The following is a 22,023-nucleotide window of genomic DNA, read 5'->3' on the forward strand; positions in this document are numbered from 1 at the left end:
CTTCATGCGACACCTATGATGCACACTACGACTGTATCCTTGAGCAATATCTGTATCATCTCGTAGTGCAGAATTATAATTGCACATTACGTGAGAAATAACAAGCACTTACCTTCATTCATTGCGCATGCATTTGCGGGCCTTACCCACGTTGACGCCCAGGAAAATGTGTCGCTATGCCAACACTTGTTGATGGCCTCCGATACCCCTAGATCCACCGATCTTCACGTAGGCCCGTCTCGCCCACGGGCTAGTGACTCCGAACGTGTCCGTACCGTATACACTTGGCACAGGCTATCTGCCATCACGACTATTAGCTTTCGCAATGGACACTCCATGGATTACAGACGCATCAGAGGCATGGATTCAGGACAGCGCCTCGCATTTGAAGAACTCGTTTGCCAGCTAGCCCGACGTGAACCACCAGCCGCTGACGCGGAGTTCAGGCGAATAGAAGGTGCTGGAGGAGATGGGGGAATCGAGGCGTACTGGTTGCTCAGTGATGGAAGCGAGGTTGGTTATCAAGCTAAATACTATACGAAATCGGCTGATATAAACTGGGCTAACATTGACGACTCCGTGCGGCGAGCCTTGGAAACGCATCCAGGATTGTCCAGGTATATTGTCGCTCTCCCCTGTGACCTGACTGATAAGACTGGCAAGCAAGGTGGCGGCAACACAGGTTGGGAACGCTGGCACTCTCGAAAGGAAACATGGGGAAAGCTCGTTGCGCCGGGTAAACATGTCGACTTTATTGCATGGACGGCCTCAGAGATCACGGATCGACTCACCCATCCGAATGCGGAGGGGTTGCGCAGATATTGGTTCGGCGACGTTGAGTTCTCACCAAAATGGTTTTCCGATCACATTGACCTAGCAGTCAAATCGCTGGACGAAAGATACCATCCTGAAGACCATGTGGAAGTTGGCATTGAAAGAATATTCAAGGTCATATTACGAGACGATAGCATTGTCTCCGAGATCCAGGATCACTTTTCAAAAATACAAAAAGCCGCCCAACTTGGAGACATTGAGCAGTCATTCGAAGGCAGCTTAGAGCTTATTGAGAATATCCACGCCAAAACAATTGACTTGGAGAAACTTAGCCTCGCATTTACTTCAGACGCCTACAGAGTCTGGCCTGTAGCGGCAGCCTTAGAGATAATCGAGTCTATTTCAGAAAGCGTCCATGATCTAGAAAGATTTTTTTGGCGAGCGAAGCAAGAAAAGGCGAAGGAACCAAAGTCCAGCAGCTCCTCATTGGACTATATAGAGTACCGACTGCGAGATCTCAGTGGTGCAGCATACGCCTTCAGATCACTCATCGAGGGTCGATACATTTCTGCGGAATCAGGTCGCAGCATCTTCATATTTGGAAAAGCGGGAACGGGAAAATCGCATCTGCTGGGTAACGTAGCGCAGAACGCCATATCAGAGGGCAGAGCTGTCGTCCTGATACTTGGCCAACAGCTAAACGGCGACAGCGTCTGGGCTCAGTTTTCAAAGCGCCTGGGAGTCGGAGACATTAATCCTGACGCATTGCTTCAAGCACTGAGTGCCGCCGCAGACGTTACCGGCAAGCGCGGATTGATCCTGGTGGATGCGGTAAATGAGGGGGCTGGATTAACTCTCTGGCGTAATGAGCTTGCAGAGTTCGTGGCAAGAATCGAACGCCACCCGAACCTAACGCTGGCCTTCAGTTGTAGGACTGAATACATTCCTTACATTATCCCTCCTGCGGTAAGTGAGAAGGTTCCGGCGTTCCGAATTCGCGGATTTGAGACACAGGAAGAGCAGTCCAGAGCGGCTCGAATATACTTGGGAAAGCGCGGCATATCTCAACCGAACACCCCATGGTTAGCTGCCGAGTTTGTAAATCCGCTTTTTTTGCGTAGCGCCTGCGTTGCTCTTGAAAGGGAAAATCAAAAGTGGTTCCCCAAGGGTTTGGTCGGCACGAAGCAGGTTTTTTCGTTCTATACGAAGAGTATTGCTCGCAACTTGGGTGCCGGTAGGGATGGTAGCGATGAGTTGGTAAGGCCGACGAACCAGGCACTCGCTGCTATTGCATCAGAGATGGCTGCAAACAGACGGGACTATGTCCCGCATAGCGACGCCATACGTATCGTCGATGGGAGGTTCCACGCATACCCGGCACCTCCGGGAACCACATGGTTTGAAATTCTCCAGAGAAACGGATTATTCAGGCTTGATCCAGATCCCAGGGAAAGGAGAGCCGATCCTTTTGCCGCCCCTGAAGACATCGTTCGCTTCAGCTTCCAGAGACTTCAAGACCACTTGATGGCCTCAGTGATACTGGAGACGGTAATCAATCCTGCTGATGCACTGAAATCTGGTGCCCTGAAATTCATCCATGATGATGAAAGCATTCATGGTGACTGGGTGGGATTGGTCGACGCCCTGTCGGTGCAACTGCCTGAGCGTTTCAATCAAGAGCTGCTCGATCTGTTACCAGGCGATATCAATGCATGGGCGAATGATCCAGCAGTCAATGATGCCTTCATAGAAAGTCTTAGGTGGCGCAATAATGAGTCGTTCACCGACCGGACGCTCGAGCTATTCAACGCATTCCTGGAGGTTGAAGATGGGTATTTCGACATTATCATCCAGGTCAGCGCGAGTGCTGGGCACCCCTGGAATGCAGAAGCACTGCATAAGCGGCTAATTGTCCTTGAAATGCCGAAGCGGGACGCATACTGGACTGTGCACGCGAATATTCTCCCGTTAGACGAGGGGGCTACTGCCAGGCGGCTCATAGAGTGGAGCGCTCTCGAGCAAAGTGAGCAGACAGACTCTGAGGTACAGTACCTTTGCGCGATAATCCTCACATGGTTCCTTGCTAGCTCTAATCGGGAGCTGCGGGACAAGGCCACCAAAGCGCTTACCTCGCTGATGATCCGCAACCATTCTCTGTACGCGAAGCTTTGTGATGACTTCGCCGCAGTGGACGACTTGTATATCCTAGAGCGCCTGCACACAGCAGCCTTCGGCGCGTGCTGTGTCAGCAATTGTGAACGGCTTCTGCGCCCCTTTTCTGAGGTGACCTACAAGGCTGTATTCGACCGAGTGGACGTCCCCGCGTCCATCCTGCTTCGAGACGCCGCCCTTGGCATTATCGAGCTCGCAGCTTGCAAAAACTGCTTGCCGGAAACCGTGGACATTCAGAAGGCCCGTCCACCCTATAACTCGAGAAGCATTCGGCTTTCCGTTACAGAAGATGCGCTCGAGAAGGCTGCCAAGCATGCTGGCGACTCTCAGATACAGAGCTCATGCGCCCAGTGGGGTGGCGACTTTGGCTGCTATGAAATACGACCTCGCGTAACTTCGTTCCTGAATATCTCGCTGAGCACGCCTGAGCCCCTGACCCCCTCTGAAAGATCTGAAATTTTTGAGCAAGAAGTCATCGACCATTGCCCTGAACGCGTCGAACTCCTTGAGATGATGCATGCCTTCACGCCGACCCGTTTCCGCGATCTTCTTCAGCGCCGGCAGGGCACAACTGCACCTGATTACTCTGAAAGCTTTAAGGCGTGCGAGACACTCCTTCTAAGAATGCTGAGCACAGGTGAAAAGGCAAGGTATCGCAAGGAATATAAGCCGCGATTCAATGCCCCCGAGGAGCGGCCTGACCAGCTACCGCATATCGATGTGACTGCAGCCCAGCGCTGGGTCGCAAAGCGTGCCTATGGCCTCGGCTGGACGAAGGATTTGTTCCCCGAAGATCGGAGCAGGCGTCATGATTACAGTCGGGACAGACCGTTGGTTGAGCGTATTGGTAAGAAATACCAGTGGCTGGCTTTGGATGAGCTTCTCTGCAGCCTTGCGGATAACAAATGGATGTCCGAACGCGCCCTCCATGGATCGCGTCAGTATGCTGGGCCTCTCGATGTAGGTTTCCATAGAGACATAGATCCGACAATCCTACTAGCCTCCGAAGAGGCGCCTAGCCCGGAAGATTCCATTCCCAGATCCGAAATCACCATGCGACAGACCTCAGAACAGGAACTCGGGAAGTGGCCTTTCGAAGAGGATCCGGCTTTGGGTATGGCAAGCCTTGTCAGCAGGACGGATGCGAAGGGCCGGGCCTGGATAGTCCTACATGAGCATCGGTCGGTATCAGAGCGGTACAAAGATAAGTCCAGCCGCGAGCATGGGCTTAGAAAACAGGAGTGGCGCTTTTTACTGCCAGTAATCGTAAAGCGTGAGGATGAACAGAGACTCATAAAATACATCCGTATGGAAAAAGAGGTTCGAGTAGACAACTGGTCAACCCGAAATGCGACGGACGATGGCTATCTGCTGGAAGCCCCTTGGCGTTCGACGTGGGATCAAGAGCAGTGGTCAACCATGGACTTTCACAATATTGGTGAGGTTGAGATTGCCTACCCGTGTTTCCGTTACCACTGGGAGTCTCATCTAGATGCGTCTCTGAACGACGGCGCTCACGCTCTGATACCTGCACCATGGCTCGCAAAACGACTAGGGCTGACGCCGCATCAGTCCAACTCAAACATATACGCTGACAGCTCTGGCAGAACACTTTTCGTCAGCGGGCAGAGTCCTGACGACGGCTCTCATGCTTTTATAGATCAGGGTCTGTTTGACTCCTTTCTCGAGGAAGACGGTCTGTCCTGTGTATGGATTTTTGTCACAGAACGGGGCGCTTGGCCAGGCGGTGGAAACAGCCATGCCTCCTGGCGTCGATCTGAAGGGGTCGTTTGGTTTAGCAAGCGCGCTCCACAGCTGCAACATTGGAAAAGGGATGTGGACAAGGGAGAGCCAGGAGAGGCATCCGACCTGGATTCCTGAATTAGGGGCAGCCGGAGTGGTCACCAGGTCGAGGTTCAGCATTAGTTAGCTGGGCTAGCCTCGACTTGATGGCTGATGACGGTTCGAACAGTGCGTAGCCAAACAGGAAGTAGCTCATGTCTAACAGGAAGAAAAAGCCAAATCGCTCCGGGAAAGTTACGTCGTCACTGGCAGATCACAAAAGGGTTGGCAAAGCGCTCATACCCCCCATTATGCAGATCACAGGGATGAGCTTCTCGTCATGGGCGAACAATCGCCTACCGGAGATGCTTTGGGCCTGCCTGGTCATTACCGTAATTCCCCGTGAAGAGGCAATCGAGGTTTTTCGGGACATCGCTTCCATCGGCATTCGCTATCGACGTGATGATGACCGCGAACAGGAGCCAAAAGAAGCACTGGGCTGGACGCTTCGCCACTCTGATTTACCGAACCAGCCGAGAGAACTCTTCAACGCCCTCGTGAGCCGGGTGCTCCACTGCCATTCAGGCTTGCAAGCGTTGCGTCCGTTACTGCTCCTCGAAAACCTTCCAGGTCGAGACTGGTGGAAAGCAGCACTCGCTGCTGAAGCAACCGAGGACGACTGGCAGACCCTTGGCCAGGCGGTACTGAAAACCTTTGACCACCAGTCCCAAGAAGCAACGGATGTGCGCTGGTTAAGCGTACTGTTCAAGCTAGGGCTAGGGGAAATCTTCGTCATGGAGGAGATGAGGGAGCGGATTCAGGAAATTATCGAATATCCACACCGGGGAGATATGAGATCAGTCCGACCCTCCATTAGATCCATGGAAATGGCTGTAATCAGCCTTAAACCGGATCAAGAACCTAGCCTCTGGCCCGAATTATTTTGGGCTTACACACTGGAACATACCCACTGCCTCCCAGCTCCGTTGGAGGCCAGAGGTGAATCTGCCCATGACCCCAAAATCTTGGGCAAGACGATCAATGATGTCCGTGAAGGTTTACTGGCTCACTGGTTCACGAGCTTGAGCACCACTGGCCTGAATCAGAAACATGATGGCGTTTTCGGGTTCGGGTTCTTCGCTCTCGCCTGCTTAGCCGAAATAAGCATGGGGCCGTTGAGCTCAGCCATTACCGGAAGGCTACTGCTTCGATCTCTCACTGAGTGCAGGATCTCGCTGGCTTACCTAGTACGCTGTGGGAACGACGAGATGTGGAAAAAATTCCGTTCCTATGGCGCCGGCCAAGCCAAGCTGGCACTGCTCAAGCACGAGGAGATGGCCGGTCAGAAGGCTCGGTTTGTGACCCAACAGGCTTTGGAAACCTTGGCGAACGAAGACTACTTCCAAGAGTACGTGGAGATCGATCTGGGCCATTGGGCCGGTAAAGATCTTCGCAGGCTAGCAGAGGAGTCAGGCACGAAGGATGACTACGACAGGTACTACGGTTGGGCCTCGGGCTTCGTCCATGGACAATGGGGTGCAATAAGGGACAGTAACTTCACTCACTGTCTGAACCCTCTGCACCGGTTCCATCGCATCCCACTGCCATACCACCGGATGCTAGAACCTACCATTGCTGATGCGTTGCATTTAATAAATGCCATTCTTGCCGACGTGAACACTGCGTACCCTGGATTTGATACGCGCTTCGAGATCGAGGACGCACCGAGGGATGATGAGAACAATGCGGCGGCTCCTAAAGAGCCTGCATAGGCTGAGGTTTGGGGATAAACGGGATTCATCTGCTGGTTAATAATGATCCCGAATCGGGATATTAAGCCTCTAAAACTGGCTTAGTGTCCCTTTTCGGGCACATTACACGACCCTTCAATCTCGAGCCGTGTTTGGTCATTGTTTGAACAGCTTATCCAGTGTCACGAACGCAGCGCCTGTCTCTGCCGCTGCTCTTACTTGCCGCCCATAGCCCAATCTTTCGGAACCATCGTAGACGCTCCGCAGATTGCCATGCTAATTTCTATGCCCCTGATCTCCCTGGATCAAACGGTCGGCTCGTGAAGGCTCCAGTGCCACAGGTTGCAACACCACTTTTTCGCACGCATTTCGACGATAGTCAGCGGGCAGCCGACACCCTGACGCTACCGGAGAACTGCTATGCGCGTCCCAGTCTATCCAGACGACCTGATCCGAAATCGTGGCTTCAAAAGCCTGTCCAAGCAGTTGCAGCAGCACTGGTGTGGCCCAGCCCCAATCTCACTTGCAGATGCTCAAAAAGCGCTCGCGCAGGGACTAGGTTATCTGAGCTTCCACGATCTCAGCGAGACGTCAAAAGTCTGCCCGCCAGATGAGCCTGTGCCGCATGAAGCCGATGTCAGGAAGGCAATTGGTTCAGCCATCAAAGCTACCCTGCAGGCAGAAACATCGCCGCCTGTGGATCGACAGAAGCTGGAACGGCTCGTGAACGATCTCTCCCTGAAAAAACTCCTAGCCTTTAAACGTGTGCAGGTTTCTCCCGCTGCTGGTCATGGCCTACTACCAAAACTGGTTATCCAGACTCAGCAAGGGTTGATCAAAGAACATGTTCAGACCTTGGAAAAGATCCTTGCCGAATCGGGCGACTTGAGAGATCGGGCGCTGTTTGCATGCATGCTGGGTGGGCTGCGGGCAAACGAGTTCCTATCGGCGAGGATGCAACAGGGTGCTGCGGTGTATAGCGTGAAGAGCCGTGATACCAAGCATGTACTCGATGCGATTCCTGATAGGTACAGGTCGATACTTAAGGAGTACATCAAGGTCTCAAGGCTGTCAGACGGAGATTATCTTTTCCGTGCGGGTAATGCCTCTGGGCGTCCGCTGTCGGTTATAACTCTGAGAAAGATCTGTTTCTCCTGGACTCGCAAAGGGAATATTGATGCGAGCTTGCTCACACCTTATGGCATCCGCAAAACCACGGACAATTACGCCGACTTTTTGCGCGAAATGGGCGTGAGGATGGGCCACCACTCAGTGAATACGTCCTTGGCATATGGAGTCGGTTTGCCGAAAACCAGTAGCACTGTTCACTAGGCCTAACCTTGGGAATGGTTTCGCGACTAATTTGCGAGGCCATTGAGTATTCCTGTTTTGGGCGAGCCCCCTGTTGGGGTACGGCTGTCGTGAACCCAATCTTGGCTTCGCCAATGTTGGGCCCTCCGGGCGTCCATCCTCAGGACTTTGGCCCATCCTATGCCGGCGCGCTCCGCTTACGGTCACGACCGATACCTGAGCAACGCTCCAAGCCACTTCCTGCGAAACCAGCCCGACGATGCCCTTCCCGCTGGCTATTGCGAAGTGAATTTTCCTGACCTATGATCGGGTCAGGCGGTGATGGTCGCCTGGCGCCTGTTTCGCGAAGCAATAGCCCATCGTTTGACATCTTCCAGCATTACATCGGCATGTCCCTAACCAGACGCTGCCCGGTGAACAGGCAATCGGACACCTAAGCGTCGTAGATTTAGGAACCTTTGCCATGTCTGATTTTTCCCCGCTAAACATCTTCAAATCCCAAGCTAAAAAGCTTGCTCATGATCAGGGCCTGAAGCTTTCTGTCGCTCAAGAAACCCTTATTCAAAAAGCAGGCTTCGCTGATTACCATGAGTTTTCTGTAGTCGCCCAACGGAACCCCAAGGATGCGCGTCTGATGGTGGCTGTTTTTGGGATCAAAGACTTTCACCAAGCGATCCATGAAGACGACGTCTACGCCCATCTGGATCTAGAACTGGAGGATCAGCTCTCCGGCGCGATTGCGGACACCAATGCGAGTGGATTCACTATTGATACTCTTGAAATTGAAAACGCTGACTACAGCGACGCAACCGGGAAGCTTACTTTAGAAGTCTCCCTGACCTACCAGGGGCAGCAAGATCAGGAGAGGATGTATCACGGTGCAGCCTTCTATCTCAAAGCCACGGTCGAATTGCTACGCCGTGATGGTATATGGCTACTTGCTGACGAGGGCGTGGTCATCTCCAGCAGTGAGTCTGATGCTGATCGCGACCGTAGATCTGAATGGGAGCACTGGGCCCAAGTTGAAGAAGCTGAACGCGGCAACCGCAAAACCATGGCCCAGGCCCTGGCGAATGAGCTGGAGATTTCTATCGACGACGCAGAGCTTCTAGCCGATTCGGAGGTCACGGCCAACGAATCGGATGAGGGCCTCGTATACAGTTACTGGATCAATTTTGAACCCGTAGCCGAGGGTAAAGTGAGAGCAGACCTCCTAGCGCGATTCGGTTCTCTTGAGTACGAGCTTGGCCCGAACTTCTTCGACGATATTGAGCACGAATTCTGAGGTTGACCAGGTGATGGCCGGCGCAAACGCTGGCCATTCAAAACGCTCTCTGCTTTATCCAGCCAGTACAAAACAAGCTGCGCATGTCGACAAGAACCATGGTGCTCGTGGGGGACAGTGCGCATCGCCACTTTCCAGCTACGCTGAGGCTCCATGCCCACCGTAGATAGGGAATTCCGGCCATGCACTCCTTGAGCAAAATACACATCAAGAACTTCCGCTCGTGCAAGCAAGTGTTTTTGCCTCTGGGTGATTTCACCCCACTGGTCGGTCAGAACAACGCGGGGAAATCCACCATCCTCGACGCGATCAGATTGGTGTTAGCACCAAAGGCATTTGCGAAAACAGACGCTAATGACCCCAGCCAGCCAATCATCATCAGCGCCTGCGTGTCAGGGATTACAGAAGAGCTGATTGCACAAATCCCTGAAGCCAAACATCAAGCCGCGATTACCCCCTACTGCATCAACGGTGACCTTTGGATAAGGATTTCTGCGTCAGGCTCGACAAAACCGACCACGGAAGTTTGGGAAAATGCGGATCTAAATGATCAGGGACTACCTGCTTCCTGGCGCTCATACCCGACTGGCCTACCTCAAGCCATTTCTGCACTGTTGCCTGAAGCGTTGCATATCCGTGCCATGGACGACGTCCAGGAAGATTTAGGTAAAGGGAAGGCTGGAAGCACAATCCGAGGACTACTGGATGAGATCATGGCTCCCATCCTCACGGCTCACCAGGAGGTTCAGGATGCCCTGACAGCGGTGAGGAATATTCTAGGCTCTGACGGAGAAAACCGATCTCCTCTACTGGCTGAGTTCGATACCAGTGCCACCAATGCCCTCTCAAGCTTCTTCCCCGGCCTACTGTTAAATCTCGACGTACCCTCAATCGATGTGAAGGAATTTTTCAAGAGCGGTGATTTGAATGTGACCGATGAGATATCTGGTCAAACTAGACGATTCGACACCTTAGGCAGCGGTGCACAGCGTGCAATACAAATGGCCTTGATCCGACTTTTGGCCGACATCCGCAAAACCCGCGATCAAGACCTCTCTCGCCGCCTCCTCCTGATCGACGAGCCCGAGATTTTTCTTCACCCACAAGGTGTCAGAGGCCTTAGGGAAGCACTCCATGTGCTTTCGAAATCTGGCTACCAAGTCGTATTCACTACCCATTCGCCATTGATGGTGAGCAGAGATAACGCGCCTGAAACGGTGATCGTGCGCCGATCAAGGGAGAATGGATCCGAGGTTCGGATTCCGATGGGTACGGCGGTTACTCAAGCTATAGCAGAGGCTCAAGCCCAATCTCGAACGCTTTTTGAGCTCGGAAATATTGCGGAGATCTATTTCGCTGAAAAGGTAATTTTGTGCGAAGGCAAAACCGATCAGAGACTGCTACCCCTCATATACGAAAAGCTCTATGGCGTCAGCCCAGAGCTCGAACGGATATGTTTCGTTGCCCTCGGGAGCTGCACCGCTATCCCTAAAGGCTTTTCTGTACTGACGGCAATGGGCATCAAGTGTGGCGTGATCGCTGACTTAGATTTTGCATTCACCCACGCTAGGGGCCCCTGGCTCCCGAAGGAATGCGAAGAGATGGATAACGTCAAATCTGCACTTCAAGTAGTCAGCCGAACCGAAGGTTTCCAGCTTGGAGGGAATGGAATGCCTCAGAAATCCCAGAACGGAACCGCAGCGGACTGTTGGGCTGCCTTCGCAAGGCATACTGAAGGTCAACCGCTCGCAAACGCCGCTCATGAGGCTATGAAAGCAAGATTTTCAACTTGGGTCTGGCCAATGGGATGTATTGAGGATGCCTTGAACATTGTGGAAAAGGGGGAAGCCGCCATTATCGCCCAGGAAGATAATATTCGAAGCTGGCAGCCGGAGACGATAGATCAAGAATATCCCGTTTTCCGAAGCACCCTTGATTGGATGCGAGCTATCTGACCGCTTACCTCATCGTAATGCTTCCGCTCGGGAGCATTACTCCAGCTAGTGCGTCAAACCTGCTAGCTCGCTGCGACCGTCTGTAGCTGTCCTATCTCCGCAGTGAAGCTCTGGCTCATCAGGTATCGACGCTTCGACCAGACCAGCGCGGCAGGAACACTAGCTACCTTGAGAATTCCATTACGCGGACTTGATGCGCCAAATGAGCGAGAGGATGGGGCACCACTCAGCAAACATGTCGTTGGCATACGCAATCGGACTGCCGACAACCAGGATCCCTTAGCTTTTGACCAATGGATGAGAATCCAGCGACCATAACACCGGCACCCAAATGAGATCCTGCCCTAAGGAATGCTTATGATCACCAGTTCCCTCGCTGAGCGATTGCGTAAGACTCAGCATGTCGTTGTCTTCACTGGGGCGGGTGCTTCAGCAGAGAGCGGCATCCCGACGTTCAGAGATGCGCTGACGGGGCTCTGGGAGCGCTTTGATCCTGCACAACTTGCGACTCCTGAAGCCTTTCGTGCAGACCCGAGCCTGTGTTGGGGATGGTACGAGTGGCGTAGGAACAGGGTCATCCAGGCGCAGCCAAACGGGGCACATCGTGCCATCGCTGAGCTTTCCAAGCATGTGCCCAAGCTGACTGTGATCACCCAGAACGTTGATGATCTTCATGAGCGGGCCGGCAGTCAGGATGTGATTCATTTGCATGGCAGCCTGCACTCTCCTCGGTGCATCGATTGTGGGCTGGCGTTCACATTGCCTCTCACGTCTGACGTGCTGCCGGAGGATGGACGTCGGATTGAGCCGCCGCGATGCTGTGTCTGCAACGGGTATGTTCGACCTGGCGTTGTTTGGTTCGGGGAGATGCTGCCTGAGGACGCATGGAGCGTAGGTCTCGCAGCTGCAGAGGGTTGCGATGTTTTCCTTTCGATTGGTACGTCCGGGTTTGTTTACCCTGCAGCTGAGCTACCACTACGTGCTTTAGGCCACGGGGCGACTGTTGTTCACATCAACCCTGTGCGGTTCGATATCAGCAGTCAGGAGCATTTTCTTCAGGGCCCTGCTTCGGTGATGATGCAGAGCCTACTTCGCGAGGCATTCGGCTGATTTCCTACCTCGTAGTTTGATCGCGGTTCACATTGCTTCTGCATTGAACCTGGCCCTCCGGGCGTCCATCCTCAAGCTTCGGTTCGTCCTGAGTCGGCGCGCTCAGCTTGCGCTTCGGGCCCGGCTGTGGAACTCCGCTCAGCCCTTTAAGTCATGGTGGAGTTTTCGTCCAAATCTATCTTATGAGAGCAGGGTCACAACCTAGTACGTGCGCCAGTAACTCATATGATATGGCTGAATTAGCCATCTCTAAATAGATTCAGTATAACTCACATTCCCAAGGGATATAAATGAAGCCTCCAACTTGACTGCTGCTATTGCCCTTTTTCTTGTTGCAGGACTCGCATAAGGTCTGGAGGTTCGTAGGATCGGTGGTTCCACCTTTACTGATAGGTACAATATGGTCGATTTGAGGCTTAAGGGAAGTATCAAAGACACCTGTAAGGCTATTTGAGCACTCCGCGCATCGGCCATTCTCTCTATAAAACAAGGCATCTCTAAGCCATGCTGGCCAAGAGCTGGAGCGCTTAAGCCTGCCCTGCGCATGCACATATAGGGGATATTGAGAAGGATTTATATCAGCAATAGCATCAGAAATCCGCTCCCCAAAACAACGCATCAATTTTTTGTCGTTAAATAGTATGCAAAATACTTCATGCGTAATTCTTTTCAAGGGTTCCTGCAATAACTCAAAGAGGTAGTCCTTTTGCTTTGAGATGTCGGAGTATTCCTCATCTGAGAAAGGGATTTTAAAGTGCTGTAGCAGTCTCGAGGACTCCAGCACAAACTCTTCGTCAGCCTTCCTGCGAAGGTAATTCCACTCTTCCCATAAACAGTTCTGAGCGAATCGATGAAGCAAAGTCCATTTGTATGGCTTGAAAGCGATTCTAAAAAAATCCTCGTCAATCGCTAGTGCATCCTCGAATGAGAGAAGGTCATGTCCGTAGCGCTCTTCAAAGGTTCCTAGTATACGGTGCCGTATAGCGTCCGCTGAGTTCAATGCCTCTGCAGAGTGGGGTGGTGAATATGCCAATGCTCTTGCCTTATCAGAGGTCGCATTTGGTTTTTTTTACTATACGGATAGATCGCGATTTCAGGCTGATTCATCTTCGTGAGGTATCCACTTTGGCTTGGCTACTCGTGACCCGAAGACGAACCTACCTATTGAGACTGTCTGGGCGCCGAATTCCAGTGAGGAGTGGTCGAACACTGGCGACAGCGCACTATGCTCTTGAATCATTTCCTCCTGTCCTGGCTTTTGGGCAATGACAGCTCCATAGCCGAAGCGACAGGTTTGGGTGTTTACAGAATGTACCCATTCAACGTCTGGTATTTCACCATGCATAAGCCCCTCCGCGCAGTAGCGCTCTCGGTATTCTTTAGCCCCAAACAACATCATGTGGGGACTGATGGGAAACTGGATCGCTATCGGCCCATCAGGGGAAATGGCATAGGGATTCTGGCTTTCGATTGGGATTGATGGGTCGTACCAAGCAACTGGATTGTCACTTGTGAGAAACGGCACGTCTGATGTGTTATGGATAATGGCCAGGCCAACCGTATCGAAAAGCTCCCCGATCTTCTTGATAAGGCCAGGCATCGCATGAATGCTTTGATGAGGGTCGATGGATACCTCGACCTTGTCGAGGATGTCTTCAAAACCTAGGGGTGGCGGTGAGAGCTTTCCATTCCTCACCAGCGCTTTCATCGTGTCCTTAACGGTTGCCGCAAATGCGGCCTCAAACGCATCTCGCGCCGCAGGCACACGAGCTCGCTGAAGCGCAACAAATTGGATGAAGGGCTCAATGTCATCGTTTATGGACTCTTTCCGAGCCAGCCTTTCAACGAGAACTGGCCATGCGGACTCTACCTCACAGAAGATGTCCTCGAGGGCGTTATTGTCATGACCGCCTTCGGGTAGCGGTTGCGAATAGTAATAGCGCTCAAACTGCGTTGTATCTGGCCTGGCAGGGAGCGCCCGTCCAGGGTTGTCTTTACGGTAAACGAGAACTTGGCCACCCTGATTCGCGAACGCTTTGAGATACGCTTTGGGAACGAAGTGATGGCGTTTTTTTTGCTGAGTAGAGTTCACTGCTCACCTAGATATCAATAAAGAATACGACGCTGACTGAATGCTCCAACTGCTCCATAGCAAGGGATCAGGGTTCCTCATCTTCACCACGAATCCAATTGTGATCAGGAACGATCAGTGTGCCAATAAGGCCATCAGCTTGCTTTCTCAGGAATTCCTCATGCTGAGAAATTGCCAGTGCAAGCATCTGGATTGCAGACCTCGCGACTCGCAGGGCATCCAGAGCCTCGTCGACAAAATCTGAGTGGTTGAGATGCTCAATTTCCGGAGCCTGCCTCGCTAGTGCGGGATCACCAAGGTCATGGAGCACCAGGAATCGATGTGTACCCGAATTTCGCAGATTTTTCTGTGAGCGGAGAATTCCGTCTACGCCGTTATAGTCTTCTGCCAGCTCGGCCAATCCGTACATTGCGTATACGCCTGCCCGAATCAGCACCTCAACTTTCTCTACAAGCCGAGTACCTGTTTTCTTGTCTTCGGGATCCCGCCACAGCCTCCCGAAGCTCACTTTTTTTGGAGCTAACCCAAGCTCGAAATAGGAGTTCGCTGTTACGGCTACCTTGTCGAGCAGGTCAAGGGCTGTCCGGTGCGCCAGTATAAGTGCCGAGGTTTCAGGGCCGTATAGAGCATAGTCAAGAGTGTCTGCAAACTGTCCTGTCTTAGGCCAAACGCTTTCGTCTCTTGCACGCCATGCTAATTCTCGGGCGAGCAAAAAATCGCTCTTCAACATATTGAACATAGCAAACAGTGGCGGTGGGCTAACTCCCTTTTCTGGCTCACGCTCGAGAATACCTGGGAGCGTGAGCCAATCGAGCTTACCCAAAGATGGATCGACGAGTTCGACAGCTGGAGCAAGGGTGAGACGCTCCTCCTCCACCCATCTGATGAATGGATCGGTGTGCTCAGACCGAGATGGCGGATCGCTTAGCTCACTGGCGAGCGCTTCAACCTTGGCCACTACGTTCGCCCCGGCGTATTGGAGGATTCGCTCCTTATTTCGAAGCGCCTGCCTGGCTAGCATCACGGCTTCCATGTGGGTTAGCTCTGAGCAGCCTCCACGTTTAAAAAGCCACATTAGATCCAATGCCGCGCAAAAGGCGGCGACGCCGTTCGTTGGATCAACCTTCAATGCGGAAAGGCGTGCGTCATGAGCCTCAGAAAGCCGGTAGGTTTTTGCGAACAGATTAGCGATGTTAGTCCAAGCCTGGGTGCGTAACTCCAAATCGGCATTTACATCCTGTACCACCCTCCAGTAGTGCCTTCGAGCTTCGGCTCTGTATGCGCGAGTCTGCTCCTGATGATCTACCCACTCCGAATCAGCGCTGCCACAATTTGCTGCTTCCACGAGCCCATTTGCCAAGTTGTAGGTGATATCTACTGTTGGGTACAGGTCGTGAAGCTCGCGGTATAGCTCGACTCCTTCATCGATTGCATCCCGGCGCCCAAGCGAAGCGCCGGCATTAACCAGTGTGGCCGCACGCAAGGACATCCAATTAACGCGATCAGGCCTATCTAGATCGATTTCACGTGCGTGTTGCACTGCAAGTGCGGGATCAGCATCCACCAAGGAACAGAGGTTGGATGACAGCTTTGAGAGCTCGCTCAACATGTGGTGCCTCCTTTGAAGGTGAACAGATCAGCGATGGTGGCATGTCTTAATCATCCGCAAATGCTTCAAGGGCAGTGAGCAGCTTGGCCAGCTCAGTCAGGTTGCCTGCAGTGACGATGTCGTATTCCCCCCGACTACTCAGCCGATAAATCTCGCGTGCCTTCTTAACGCGCTCCAGTAGAGGGACGACGATGCCTGACGCTCGCTCAAGGAAGTCATTAATGTCCGCTCGTGTTTGGGGAATTTTGTAACCCTTGACCGCGCTAGAGATGATCACCCCTGCATCGCGAAGCTTGGCAACGCCACTTGAGCGAATTCTCTGGCCGCTGACCTCGCCGAGCCCGCTGTCTTTTAGCTGGGCCATGATTTCCGTAGTCAACACGTAGTCCTTGGTGACGAATTCGCTCTGAAATCTCAAGAAACGCAAGATGCTTAGCTGCAGGCGCTCATCTTCATCAGGGTGCTCACCAACCCGCTCGCTAAAACGGTCTGCTTGGCGGAGAGCTTCCTGGTGTACTTGGTAGTCTGCATATCCCGATTCATTCGTCGGCGGAGGCAGGAGAGACTGGTACTTGGATGGCCACTCGAGCATTCCGAGAGTCAGACTGCGCAGGATCTTCTTGTAGGCGAGAACTGCTTCTTCCGATGCTTTTTCTTCGTAGATCTGAGCCACTGAGCCGGCAAAAAAATCTGCAACCTGAACAAGGACATTGTCCTTACTGGACATCGTCAAGAAAGCATCCTCATCGCCAAACAGGTCGTCAACGAACCGTTCTACAACGTAGCTTCTGAGACTCTCCTGAAATTCCTGCCCACCATGCTCATCTACAACCATCCGGAGATCAGGGTAGGCGCTGAACAGGCGCTCATAAAGCAGTCCGTTCACGTACTTAATGAAGGAGGTTTTGATACGAAGGCCACCATCCTTGTGGATTCGTGACTTATCAACGACGGTGAAATAGAGCTTGAATGGAAGCTCGGCCAGCTCGTTCAAGATCCGGGCACGGCGATCTGAATCTTTGGGCTTCAGATTGCTGGATTTGATCTCGCCTGTTTGAAAATGACGCTCGCGGAGTGCTTCAGCTAGGGCATAAGCAGCTTCGAGGTCTTTCTCTGCCACCAGAATGGAACACACGATGAAGAAACTCGAGCTTCCTCCCTTTGACGTGTCAAGGTCGGAATTCCCGGACTCATCCACGAAGGCATATGTTCTGACCATGAGCTTGCTCCATCAACAACGTACTGAGCGCGGTGGGTCGCCCAATGGCAAGGTGGCGAACTTAGTTCGTCGCAGTGGTAGTGCCTGGAGCGGGGCCTTCACTGAACGTGTAATTGATTACCACGTCATTGCGGATCAAGACGTCGAGGGTTTTCTGAGTGCCCGTAGTCGTTACCTTCATGGTGACCACGTAGCTTTGGGCGTGGGCTGAGCCATTGGTGTAGGTGTAGATCCACTTCTCGTCAGTCTCGCTGACAGCACTCTTGGCGTAGGGCTCACCAAACAGGGACTTCAACTCAGTAGTCGTCGTTTTGCCTTTGGTGATGCTCGCAACACTGGCCGACGGAAAGTCTCGTCCTGCGGTGTAGTGGGACGTAGCGCAACCGCCAAGTGCGACACACATCCCCATTACTGCGATGAGCTTTTTCATACCCTTCCTTGATCGTAGAAAGCTCGTAATCTAGCTCGCAGCCAGGCTAAAAGCCATCACGAGCTGAGTCATCTGCTTTCGTGCTCTCAGGAATTAGAGCTGCCAGCTAGCCGCTGCCAACCGACCTTGATTACATCTCCCCTTGTGGTGTACCTAAAACTGCCTGAAACCTTGCTAAGGCCAGAAGATATAGTTGATAGCTGGGGCGCGAACTACCATCGACATTACGAATAAACTTCTGCGCCGCCCGGCGTTCAATTGACGTAGTAACTGAAGGATTGCACATGATTGCTCGTTGGCGCTGGATAACGAATCAACTCACCAAACGGCTGTGGTTCAGAGCCTCCCTATTCTCCCTTCTAGGGGTGGCCACGGCTCTGCTCGCTGTTGTATTCAAAGACTTCATTCCGGAGTCATTGCCAGCGCGCATCGGCGCAGATGCCGTAGACAAAATTCTGGGGATCATTGCCTCCAGCATGCTGGCCGTCACAACCTTCTCGTTGAGCACAATGGTCACCGCTTATGGGGCCGCGAGCAGCGGAGTGACACCGCGCGCCACCACCTTGGTAATGGAAGACACGACGACCCAAAATGCCCTTGCCACGTTTATAGGTTCATTCCTATTTAGCCTGGTAGGGATCATCGCGTTGAGCACGGGGGCTTATGGCACGCAAGGTCGGGTGTTGCTGTTCGCAGTGACGATAATTGTGGTGATCTTGATCGTTTACACCCTCTTGCGCTGGATCGATCACCTCTCAAAACTCGGACGGGTGGGAGAAACCATCGACCGCGTCGAGAAGGCTGCGATAACGGCAATCACTCAACGAGTTCAGTGGCCATACTTAGGCGGTTCAGCTTACCCGACCAATCTTTCGCTACCTCCTGGCGCAATCACGGTCAAAAGTGAGCTAACAGGCTATGTGCAACATATTGATGTGAGCGCACTTGGAGCCATCGCGCAGGACGATCAAATACAGATTTATCTGGAGGTGCTTCCGGGGACATTTGTGCACGAAGGAATGCCACTGCTCCACATTGTGAGCTTGGGCAACACGAGGGGCGGTGATACCGATACTACAAGAGAGAAGGTTCTAGCGACCCTAACCTTCGGCGTCCGTCGAACCTTTGAAAATGATCCACGCTTCGGACTTTGTGTGCTCTCGGAAATCGCTTCTCGCGCCTTATCGCCTGCGGTGAACGACCCAGGGACAGCCATTGATGTCATTGGCCGGGGAGTGAGAACTTTAACTTGCTGGAGCAAGCCTAACGTATCGAGCTCGCATACAGACCAAGGCTGTAAACAGATCTTTCTCCGAGGGTTGACGGTTGATGATCTGTTCGATGATTTCTTTGCTCCGATCAGTAGGGACGGCGCAGCTTTGCTGGAAGTTAACGTGCGTCTGTTGAAAGCCCTCATCAGTCTCGCTGAAATAAACCCAGCGATCTTTAAAGATGCCTGCTACAGGCACGTGGATCTTCTGATCACTCGTGCAGAGACCACCTTAGCGCTGCAGCATGAGAAGGATCAACTGAGCTCACTGGCTAGAACGATCACGCGGTAGGCTTATTGAGTTGGATTCTTCGGCTTAGTGGCCGCTTCTGCGTTTTCGAGAAAGCCTCGCGCCAATTGCTGATACAACTCAGGCCCCATTCTTGAGCTGACAGCCTTGGCGATCAAAGCTACCGCCATGAGACTGATCACCATACTGTGGCTATCAATCATCTCCATCACAATGATTGCGGAGGTGATTGGCGACTGAGTAACGGCAGCCAGAAAACCAACCATGCAGAGTGCAATAGTGGGCTGAGCGGCCAAGTGAAATAGCTCTGCGGTATTGGCACCGACTGCGGCTCCTACAGCGAGCGAGGGCGCGAAAATACCTCCTGGAATACCAGAGAAGTAGGTCACTACGGTCGCAAGGAAGCGGGTAACAGGGGCGTGCCATGGCAGGACTACATCAGATACGATGACCTGAGAGGTAATGCCGTACCCACTACCGAACGACATTCCACCACTCAGCCAACCCAATATAGCGACGACAAATCCACAAATGCCGGCAAACCACACTGGGTGCAGTCGCCGCCATTGCCAGATGATCAAGTGTGGATGCCGCTGCGGCCATAACAACATTCGGCTGAACAAACCACCCAATAGCCCACATCCAATCCCTATGACTAATGCCGGGACGACTATGTCGTGGTTGATGTCCTGAATGCCGAAGTGACCGAAATAGTTGTAGTTTCCCTGCAAGGCAATGGCAACCATCCCAGATAGGATGATGGTACTAAGAAGAACGCCGCTGGTACGGGTTTCCAGCTTGCGTCCCAGCTCTTCTACCGCGAATGCTATCCCTGCCAGGGGCGTATTGAATGCTGCCGCAATACCCGCTGCACCTCCCGCCAGAATAAGATCCTCGCTGCGTACGATTCGCGCATTGGGCAAGAAACGGTGAAAGAAGTGCATGATGGATGCCGCAACCTGAACTGAGGGCCCCTCACGCCCCGCCGAAAAACCGCCGGTCAGTGCTAGAGTTCCAAGGCTTATCTTGGCAAAAGCAATGCGCAGTGAAACCAGTCTGTTAATGGGCTTACCTTGACGTGCAAGTCGTGTTGCTGCGATTACCTGAGGAATTCCGCTGCCTTGGGCGCCCACGAAAAAGCGCGTTGTCAGCCAGACTACGAGCATGCCGATCAGTGGGGTGTAAATAAAAGGTAGCCACGCTCGCTCAGCGGTCTGTTGAGCAAACTGCGCCAGTGCCATGTCTGCCAGCCTTGCGAAAGCCACCACCAGTAGGCCGGCAATGGTTGCCGCAATCCATAACGTGACCCTGGTGCGCCAGCGCATTGACGCGAAGCCTCGGCGTAACAGCATTATCGGTTTGATCACCCGAAGGGCTTCCTTGAAGTCGCCATATTGACCGCAAGACTAACCAAATAAGCAGCTCGTTCCAAACAGCTTTGGCGGAGCCGCTCGACAGGCTTTTTTTACGCCCATGGGTATTCACCTATTCATTGATAGGACTAATACCTCCAAAAAACCGGTGTTACGAGTACCAGGACGGTGAGTATCTCCAGCCGCCCCAGCAGCATGCCAATGGTAAGCAACCATTTTGCAGCGTCAGGTAATGACGAGAAATTACCAGCAGGCCCGATGATTGTGCCTAAGCCTGGCCCCACGTTGCACACTGCAGTAGCAGCTCCGCTCAATGCTGTCGTCCAATCTAGCCCGATCAGAGAGAGTCCTAGGGCGATCACTGCAATCGTGATTGTGAAGAAAAATGAGAAAGTCAAAAGCGACCGTATGATTTCTTCGTCAACTGGATGGCCGTTGTACTTTTTTCGAATCACTGCACGAGGGTGGATCAACTGCTTCAGGCTACTCACTAATAGAGCACCAGCAACCTGGAAACGGAAAATTTTAAGGCCTCCAGCTGTTGAGCCTGAACACCCACCGACGAAGGTCAGATAGAAAAAAAGCAAGACCGCGAAGCTGCCCCACAAGGTGTAATCGCCTACAGCAACTCCTGTGGTTGTGACGACCGAGGTCACATTGACGGCCACGATACGAAAGGCATCCCACCATCCGTAGTCGCTGTGAAAACACAGCCATGTCCCCACCGCTAGCCAAGTAACAATCAGGAAACCAATAAACCCGCGTACCTGGTGATCCTTGAGCAGCGCACGTCGATTGCCGCGCAATGTCGCGACATAGAGGGTAAACGGCAGGCTGCCCAGAATCATGATGACCACGGCTATCCAGTGAATCGCTGGCTGCGTCCAATGCCCAAGCGAGGCGTCCGAAGTAGAGAATCCACCAGTAGAGATCAACGACATGGCGTGGTTGACCGCTTCAAACGCCGTCATCCCAGCGATCCAAAGTGCTAATGCCCCGGCGCCAGTCAGCCCCAAATAAAGAAAGAGAATGTACTTGGCTGCCACATGTGAACGCGGCGTTACTTTCTCCGACCAGTCTGAAGACTCTGTCTGGAAGAGGCGCATGCCACCCACTCGCAGCAGTGGAAGGATCGCCACTGCCATGCCGATGAAGCCGATACCACCTAGCCAGTGCAGCATCGAGCGCCAGATCAACAATCCAGGTGAAGCGGTATCCAAACCACTCAAGACAGTTGAGCCCGTGGTTGTAATGCCGGACATCGTTTCAAAAAAAGCGTCGGTGTAACTGATGTTGCTGATGAACACCATCGGCAGCGCCGCGAAGGTACACACCACAACCCAACTACCGGTCGTCAGCAGGTACATATCCCTAGGACGAAGCTGGGCATGATCTGGGGGGCCTCGCACTATCAACAGGAGGCCACTGATGAAGGTAATCAAGCTCGACCAGAGGAAGGCCGACAGGTCATCGCTACGCTCATAGGCAACCAGCGTGATCATGGGTATAGCCATGCTCACAGCCAGCGTGATTAAAAAGATACCTAAGATGAAGCCGACAAGCCTGAGTACAGCGGAGGACATGAGGTTAGCCTGCCAAAATCACCGCCGCGAAGTATCCGATGGCTAAGATTCAATGCG

At 52.8% G+C, this 22,023-nt stretch carries 14 protein-coding genes; 7 read left to right on the top strand and 7 right to left on the bottom strand.

Translation table 11 applies throughout. The annotated features are described in order from the left end of the window. The first annotated feature begins 336 nt into the window (after window positions 1-336). From AAEZ03_RS17315 to AAEZ03_RS17340, 6 genes are all read left to right on the top strand, one after another. Entirely contained in the window at window positions 337-4,827 is a 4,491-nt protein-coding gene (locus AAEZ03_RS17315) for an NACHT domain-containing protein (protein WP_169918563.1), read from the top strand. A 116-nt stretch (window positions 4,828-4,943) separates the two neighbouring features. After that, window positions 4,944-6,500, top strand: coding sequence for a DUF5677 domain-containing protein (locus AAEZ03_RS17320; protein ID WP_105753681.1), 1,557 nt, complete (start codon window positions 4,944-4,946; stop codon window positions 6,498-6,500). 399 nt (window positions 6,501-6,899) lie between these two features. Next, window positions 6,900-7,811, top strand: coding sequence for a site-specific integrase (locus AAEZ03_RS17325; protein WP_105753680.1), 912 nt, complete (start codon window positions 6,900-6,902; stop codon window positions 7,809-7,811). Window positions 7,812-8,253: 442 nt separating this feature from the next. Continuing rightward, entirely contained in the window at window positions 8,254-9,075 is an 822-nt protein-coding gene (locus tag AAEZ03_RS17330; RefSeq protein ID WP_105753679.1) for a hypothetical protein, read from the top strand. 182 nt (window positions 9,076-9,257) lie between these two features. Next, window positions 9,258-11,030 (top strand): ATP-dependent nuclease, encoded by a 1,773-nt coding sequence (locus tag AAEZ03_RS17335; RefSeq protein ID WP_106117502.1) that lies wholly within the window; start codon window positions 9,258-9,260, stop codon window positions 11,028-11,030. Window positions 11,031-11,387: 357 nt separating this feature from the next. Next, window positions 11,388-12,140 (top strand): SIR2 family NAD-dependent protein deacylase, encoded by a 753-nt coding sequence (locus tag AAEZ03_RS17340; protein WP_106117501.1) that lies wholly within the window; start codon window positions 11,388-11,390, stop codon window positions 12,138-12,140. Between the two features lie 259 nt (window positions 12,141-12,399). On the opposite strand, the gene AAEZ03_RS17345 is transcribed toward AAEZ03_RS17340, so the two are convergent. From AAEZ03_RS17345 to AAEZ03_RS17365, 5 genes are all read right to left on the bottom strand, one after another. Beyond that, window positions 12,400-13,173 (bottom strand): HNH endonuclease, encoded by a 774-nt coding sequence (locus tag AAEZ03_RS17345; RefSeq protein WP_169918566.1) that lies wholly within the window; start codon window positions 13,171-13,173, stop codon window positions 12,400-12,402. A 60-nt stretch (window positions 13,174-13,233) separates the two neighbouring features. Next, window positions 13,234-14,232 carry a DUF4238 domain-containing protein gene (locus tag AAEZ03_RS17350; protein WP_197898210.1) on the bottom strand — a complete coding sequence of 333 codons (999 nt, stop codon included), beginning with the start codon at window positions 14,230-14,232 and terminating at the stop codon, window positions 13,234-13,236. Window positions 14,233-14,299: 67 nt separating this feature from the next. Then, window positions 14,300-15,841 carry an LA2681 family HEPN domain-containing protein gene (locus AAEZ03_RS17355; protein ID WP_203584171.1) on the bottom strand — a complete coding sequence of 514 codons (1,542 nt, stop codon included), beginning with the start codon at window positions 15,839-15,841 and terminating at the stop codon, window positions 14,300-14,302. Between the two features lie 46 nt (window positions 15,842-15,887). Next, window positions 15,888-17,060 carry a DUF3800 domain-containing protein gene (locus AAEZ03_RS17360; protein ID WP_106115703.1) on the bottom strand — a complete coding sequence of 391 codons (1,173 nt, stop codon included), beginning with the start codon at window positions 17,058-17,060 and terminating at the stop codon, window positions 15,888-15,890. Between the two features lie 61 nt (window positions 17,061-17,121). Beyond that, on the bottom strand, window positions 17,122-17,490 hold the full coding sequence (locus tag AAEZ03_RS17365; RefSeq protein ID WP_096143194.1) for a hypothetical protein: 369 nt from the start codon (window positions 17,488-17,490) through the stop codon (window positions 17,122-17,124). A gap of 284 nt (window positions 17,491-17,774) precedes the next feature. Between AAEZ03_RS17365 and AAEZ03_RS17370 the strand changes: the two genes are divergently transcribed. Next, window positions 17,775-19,052 (top strand): DUF2254 domain-containing protein, encoded by a 1,278-nt coding sequence (locus AAEZ03_RS17370; protein WP_096143193.1) that lies wholly within the window; start codon window positions 17,775-17,777, stop codon window positions 19,050-19,052. A gap of 2 nt (window positions 19,053-19,054) precedes the next feature. Here AAEZ03_RS17370 and AAEZ03_RS17375 read toward each other — a convergent pair whose 3' ends face one another. Beyond that, window positions 19,055-20,377, bottom strand: a complete 1,323-nt coding sequence (locus AAEZ03_RS17375) for a chloride channel protein (RefSeq protein ID WP_096143192.1) — start codon at window positions 20,375-20,377, stop codon at window positions 19,055-19,057. A 134-nt stretch (window positions 20,378-20,511) separates the two neighbouring features. Next, window positions 20,512-21,966 carry a TrkH family potassium uptake protein gene (locus AAEZ03_RS17380; RefSeq protein ID WP_096143191.1) on the bottom strand — a complete coding sequence of 485 codons (1,455 nt, stop codon included), beginning with the start codon at window positions 21,964-21,966 and terminating at the stop codon, window positions 20,512-20,514. Window positions 21,967-22,023: the final 57 nt, after the last annotated feature.

The organism is Pseudomonas sp. HY2-MNA-CIBAN-0224, assembly GCF_040310285.1.
GTDB lineage: Bacteria > Pseudomonadota > Gammaproteobacteria > Pseudomonadales > Pseudomonadaceae > Aquipseudomonas > Aquipseudomonas helleri.

What these genes read in the sequence shown, in the direction of transcription:
- AAEZ03_RS17340 (WP_106117501.1), top strand. Translation starts at nt 11,388, where the DNA reads ATGATCACCAGTTCCCTCGCTGAGCGATTGCGTAAGACTCAGCATGTC.
- AAEZ03_RS17380 (WP_096143191.1), bottom strand. Translation starts at nt 21,966, where the DNA reads ATGTCCTCCGCTGTACTCAGGCTTGTCGGCTTCATCTTAGGTATCTTT.
- AAEZ03_RS17370 (WP_096143193.1), top strand. Translation starts at nt 17,775, where the DNA reads ATGATTGCTCGTTGGCGCTGGATAACGAATCAACTCACCAAACGGCTG.
- AAEZ03_RS17355 (WP_203584171.1), bottom strand. Translation starts at nt 15,841, where the DNA reads ATGTTGAGCGAGCTCTCAAAGCTGTCATCCAACCTCTGTTCCTTGGTG.
- AAEZ03_RS17320 (WP_105753681.1), top strand. Translation starts at nt 4,944, where the DNA reads ATGTCTAACAGGAAGAAAAAGCCAAATCGCTCCGGGAAAGTTACGTCG.
- AAEZ03_RS17325 (WP_105753680.1), top strand. Translation starts at nt 6,900, where the DNA reads ATGCGCGTCCCAGTCTATCCAGACGACCTGATCCGAAATCGTGGCTTC.
- AAEZ03_RS17360 (WP_106115703.1), bottom strand. Translation starts at nt 17,060, where the DNA reads ATGGTCAGAACATATGCCTTCGTGGATGAGTCCGGGAATTCCGACCTT.
- AAEZ03_RS17315 (WP_169918563.1), top strand. Translation starts at nt 337, where the DNA reads ATGGATTACAGACGCATCAGAGGCATGGATTCAGGACAGCGCCTCGCA.
- AAEZ03_RS17335 (WP_106117502.1), top strand. Translation starts at nt 9,258, where the DNA reads ATGCACTCCTTGAGCAAAATACACATCAAGAACTTCCGCTCGTGCAAG.
- AAEZ03_RS17365 (WP_096143194.1), bottom strand. Translation starts at nt 17,490, where the DNA reads ATGAAAAAGCTCATCGCAGTAATGGGGATGTGTGTCGCACTTGGCGGT.
- AAEZ03_RS17330 (WP_105753679.1), top strand. Translation starts at nt 8,254, where the DNA reads ATGTCTGATTTTTCCCCGCTAAACATCTTCAAATCCCAAGCTAAAAAG.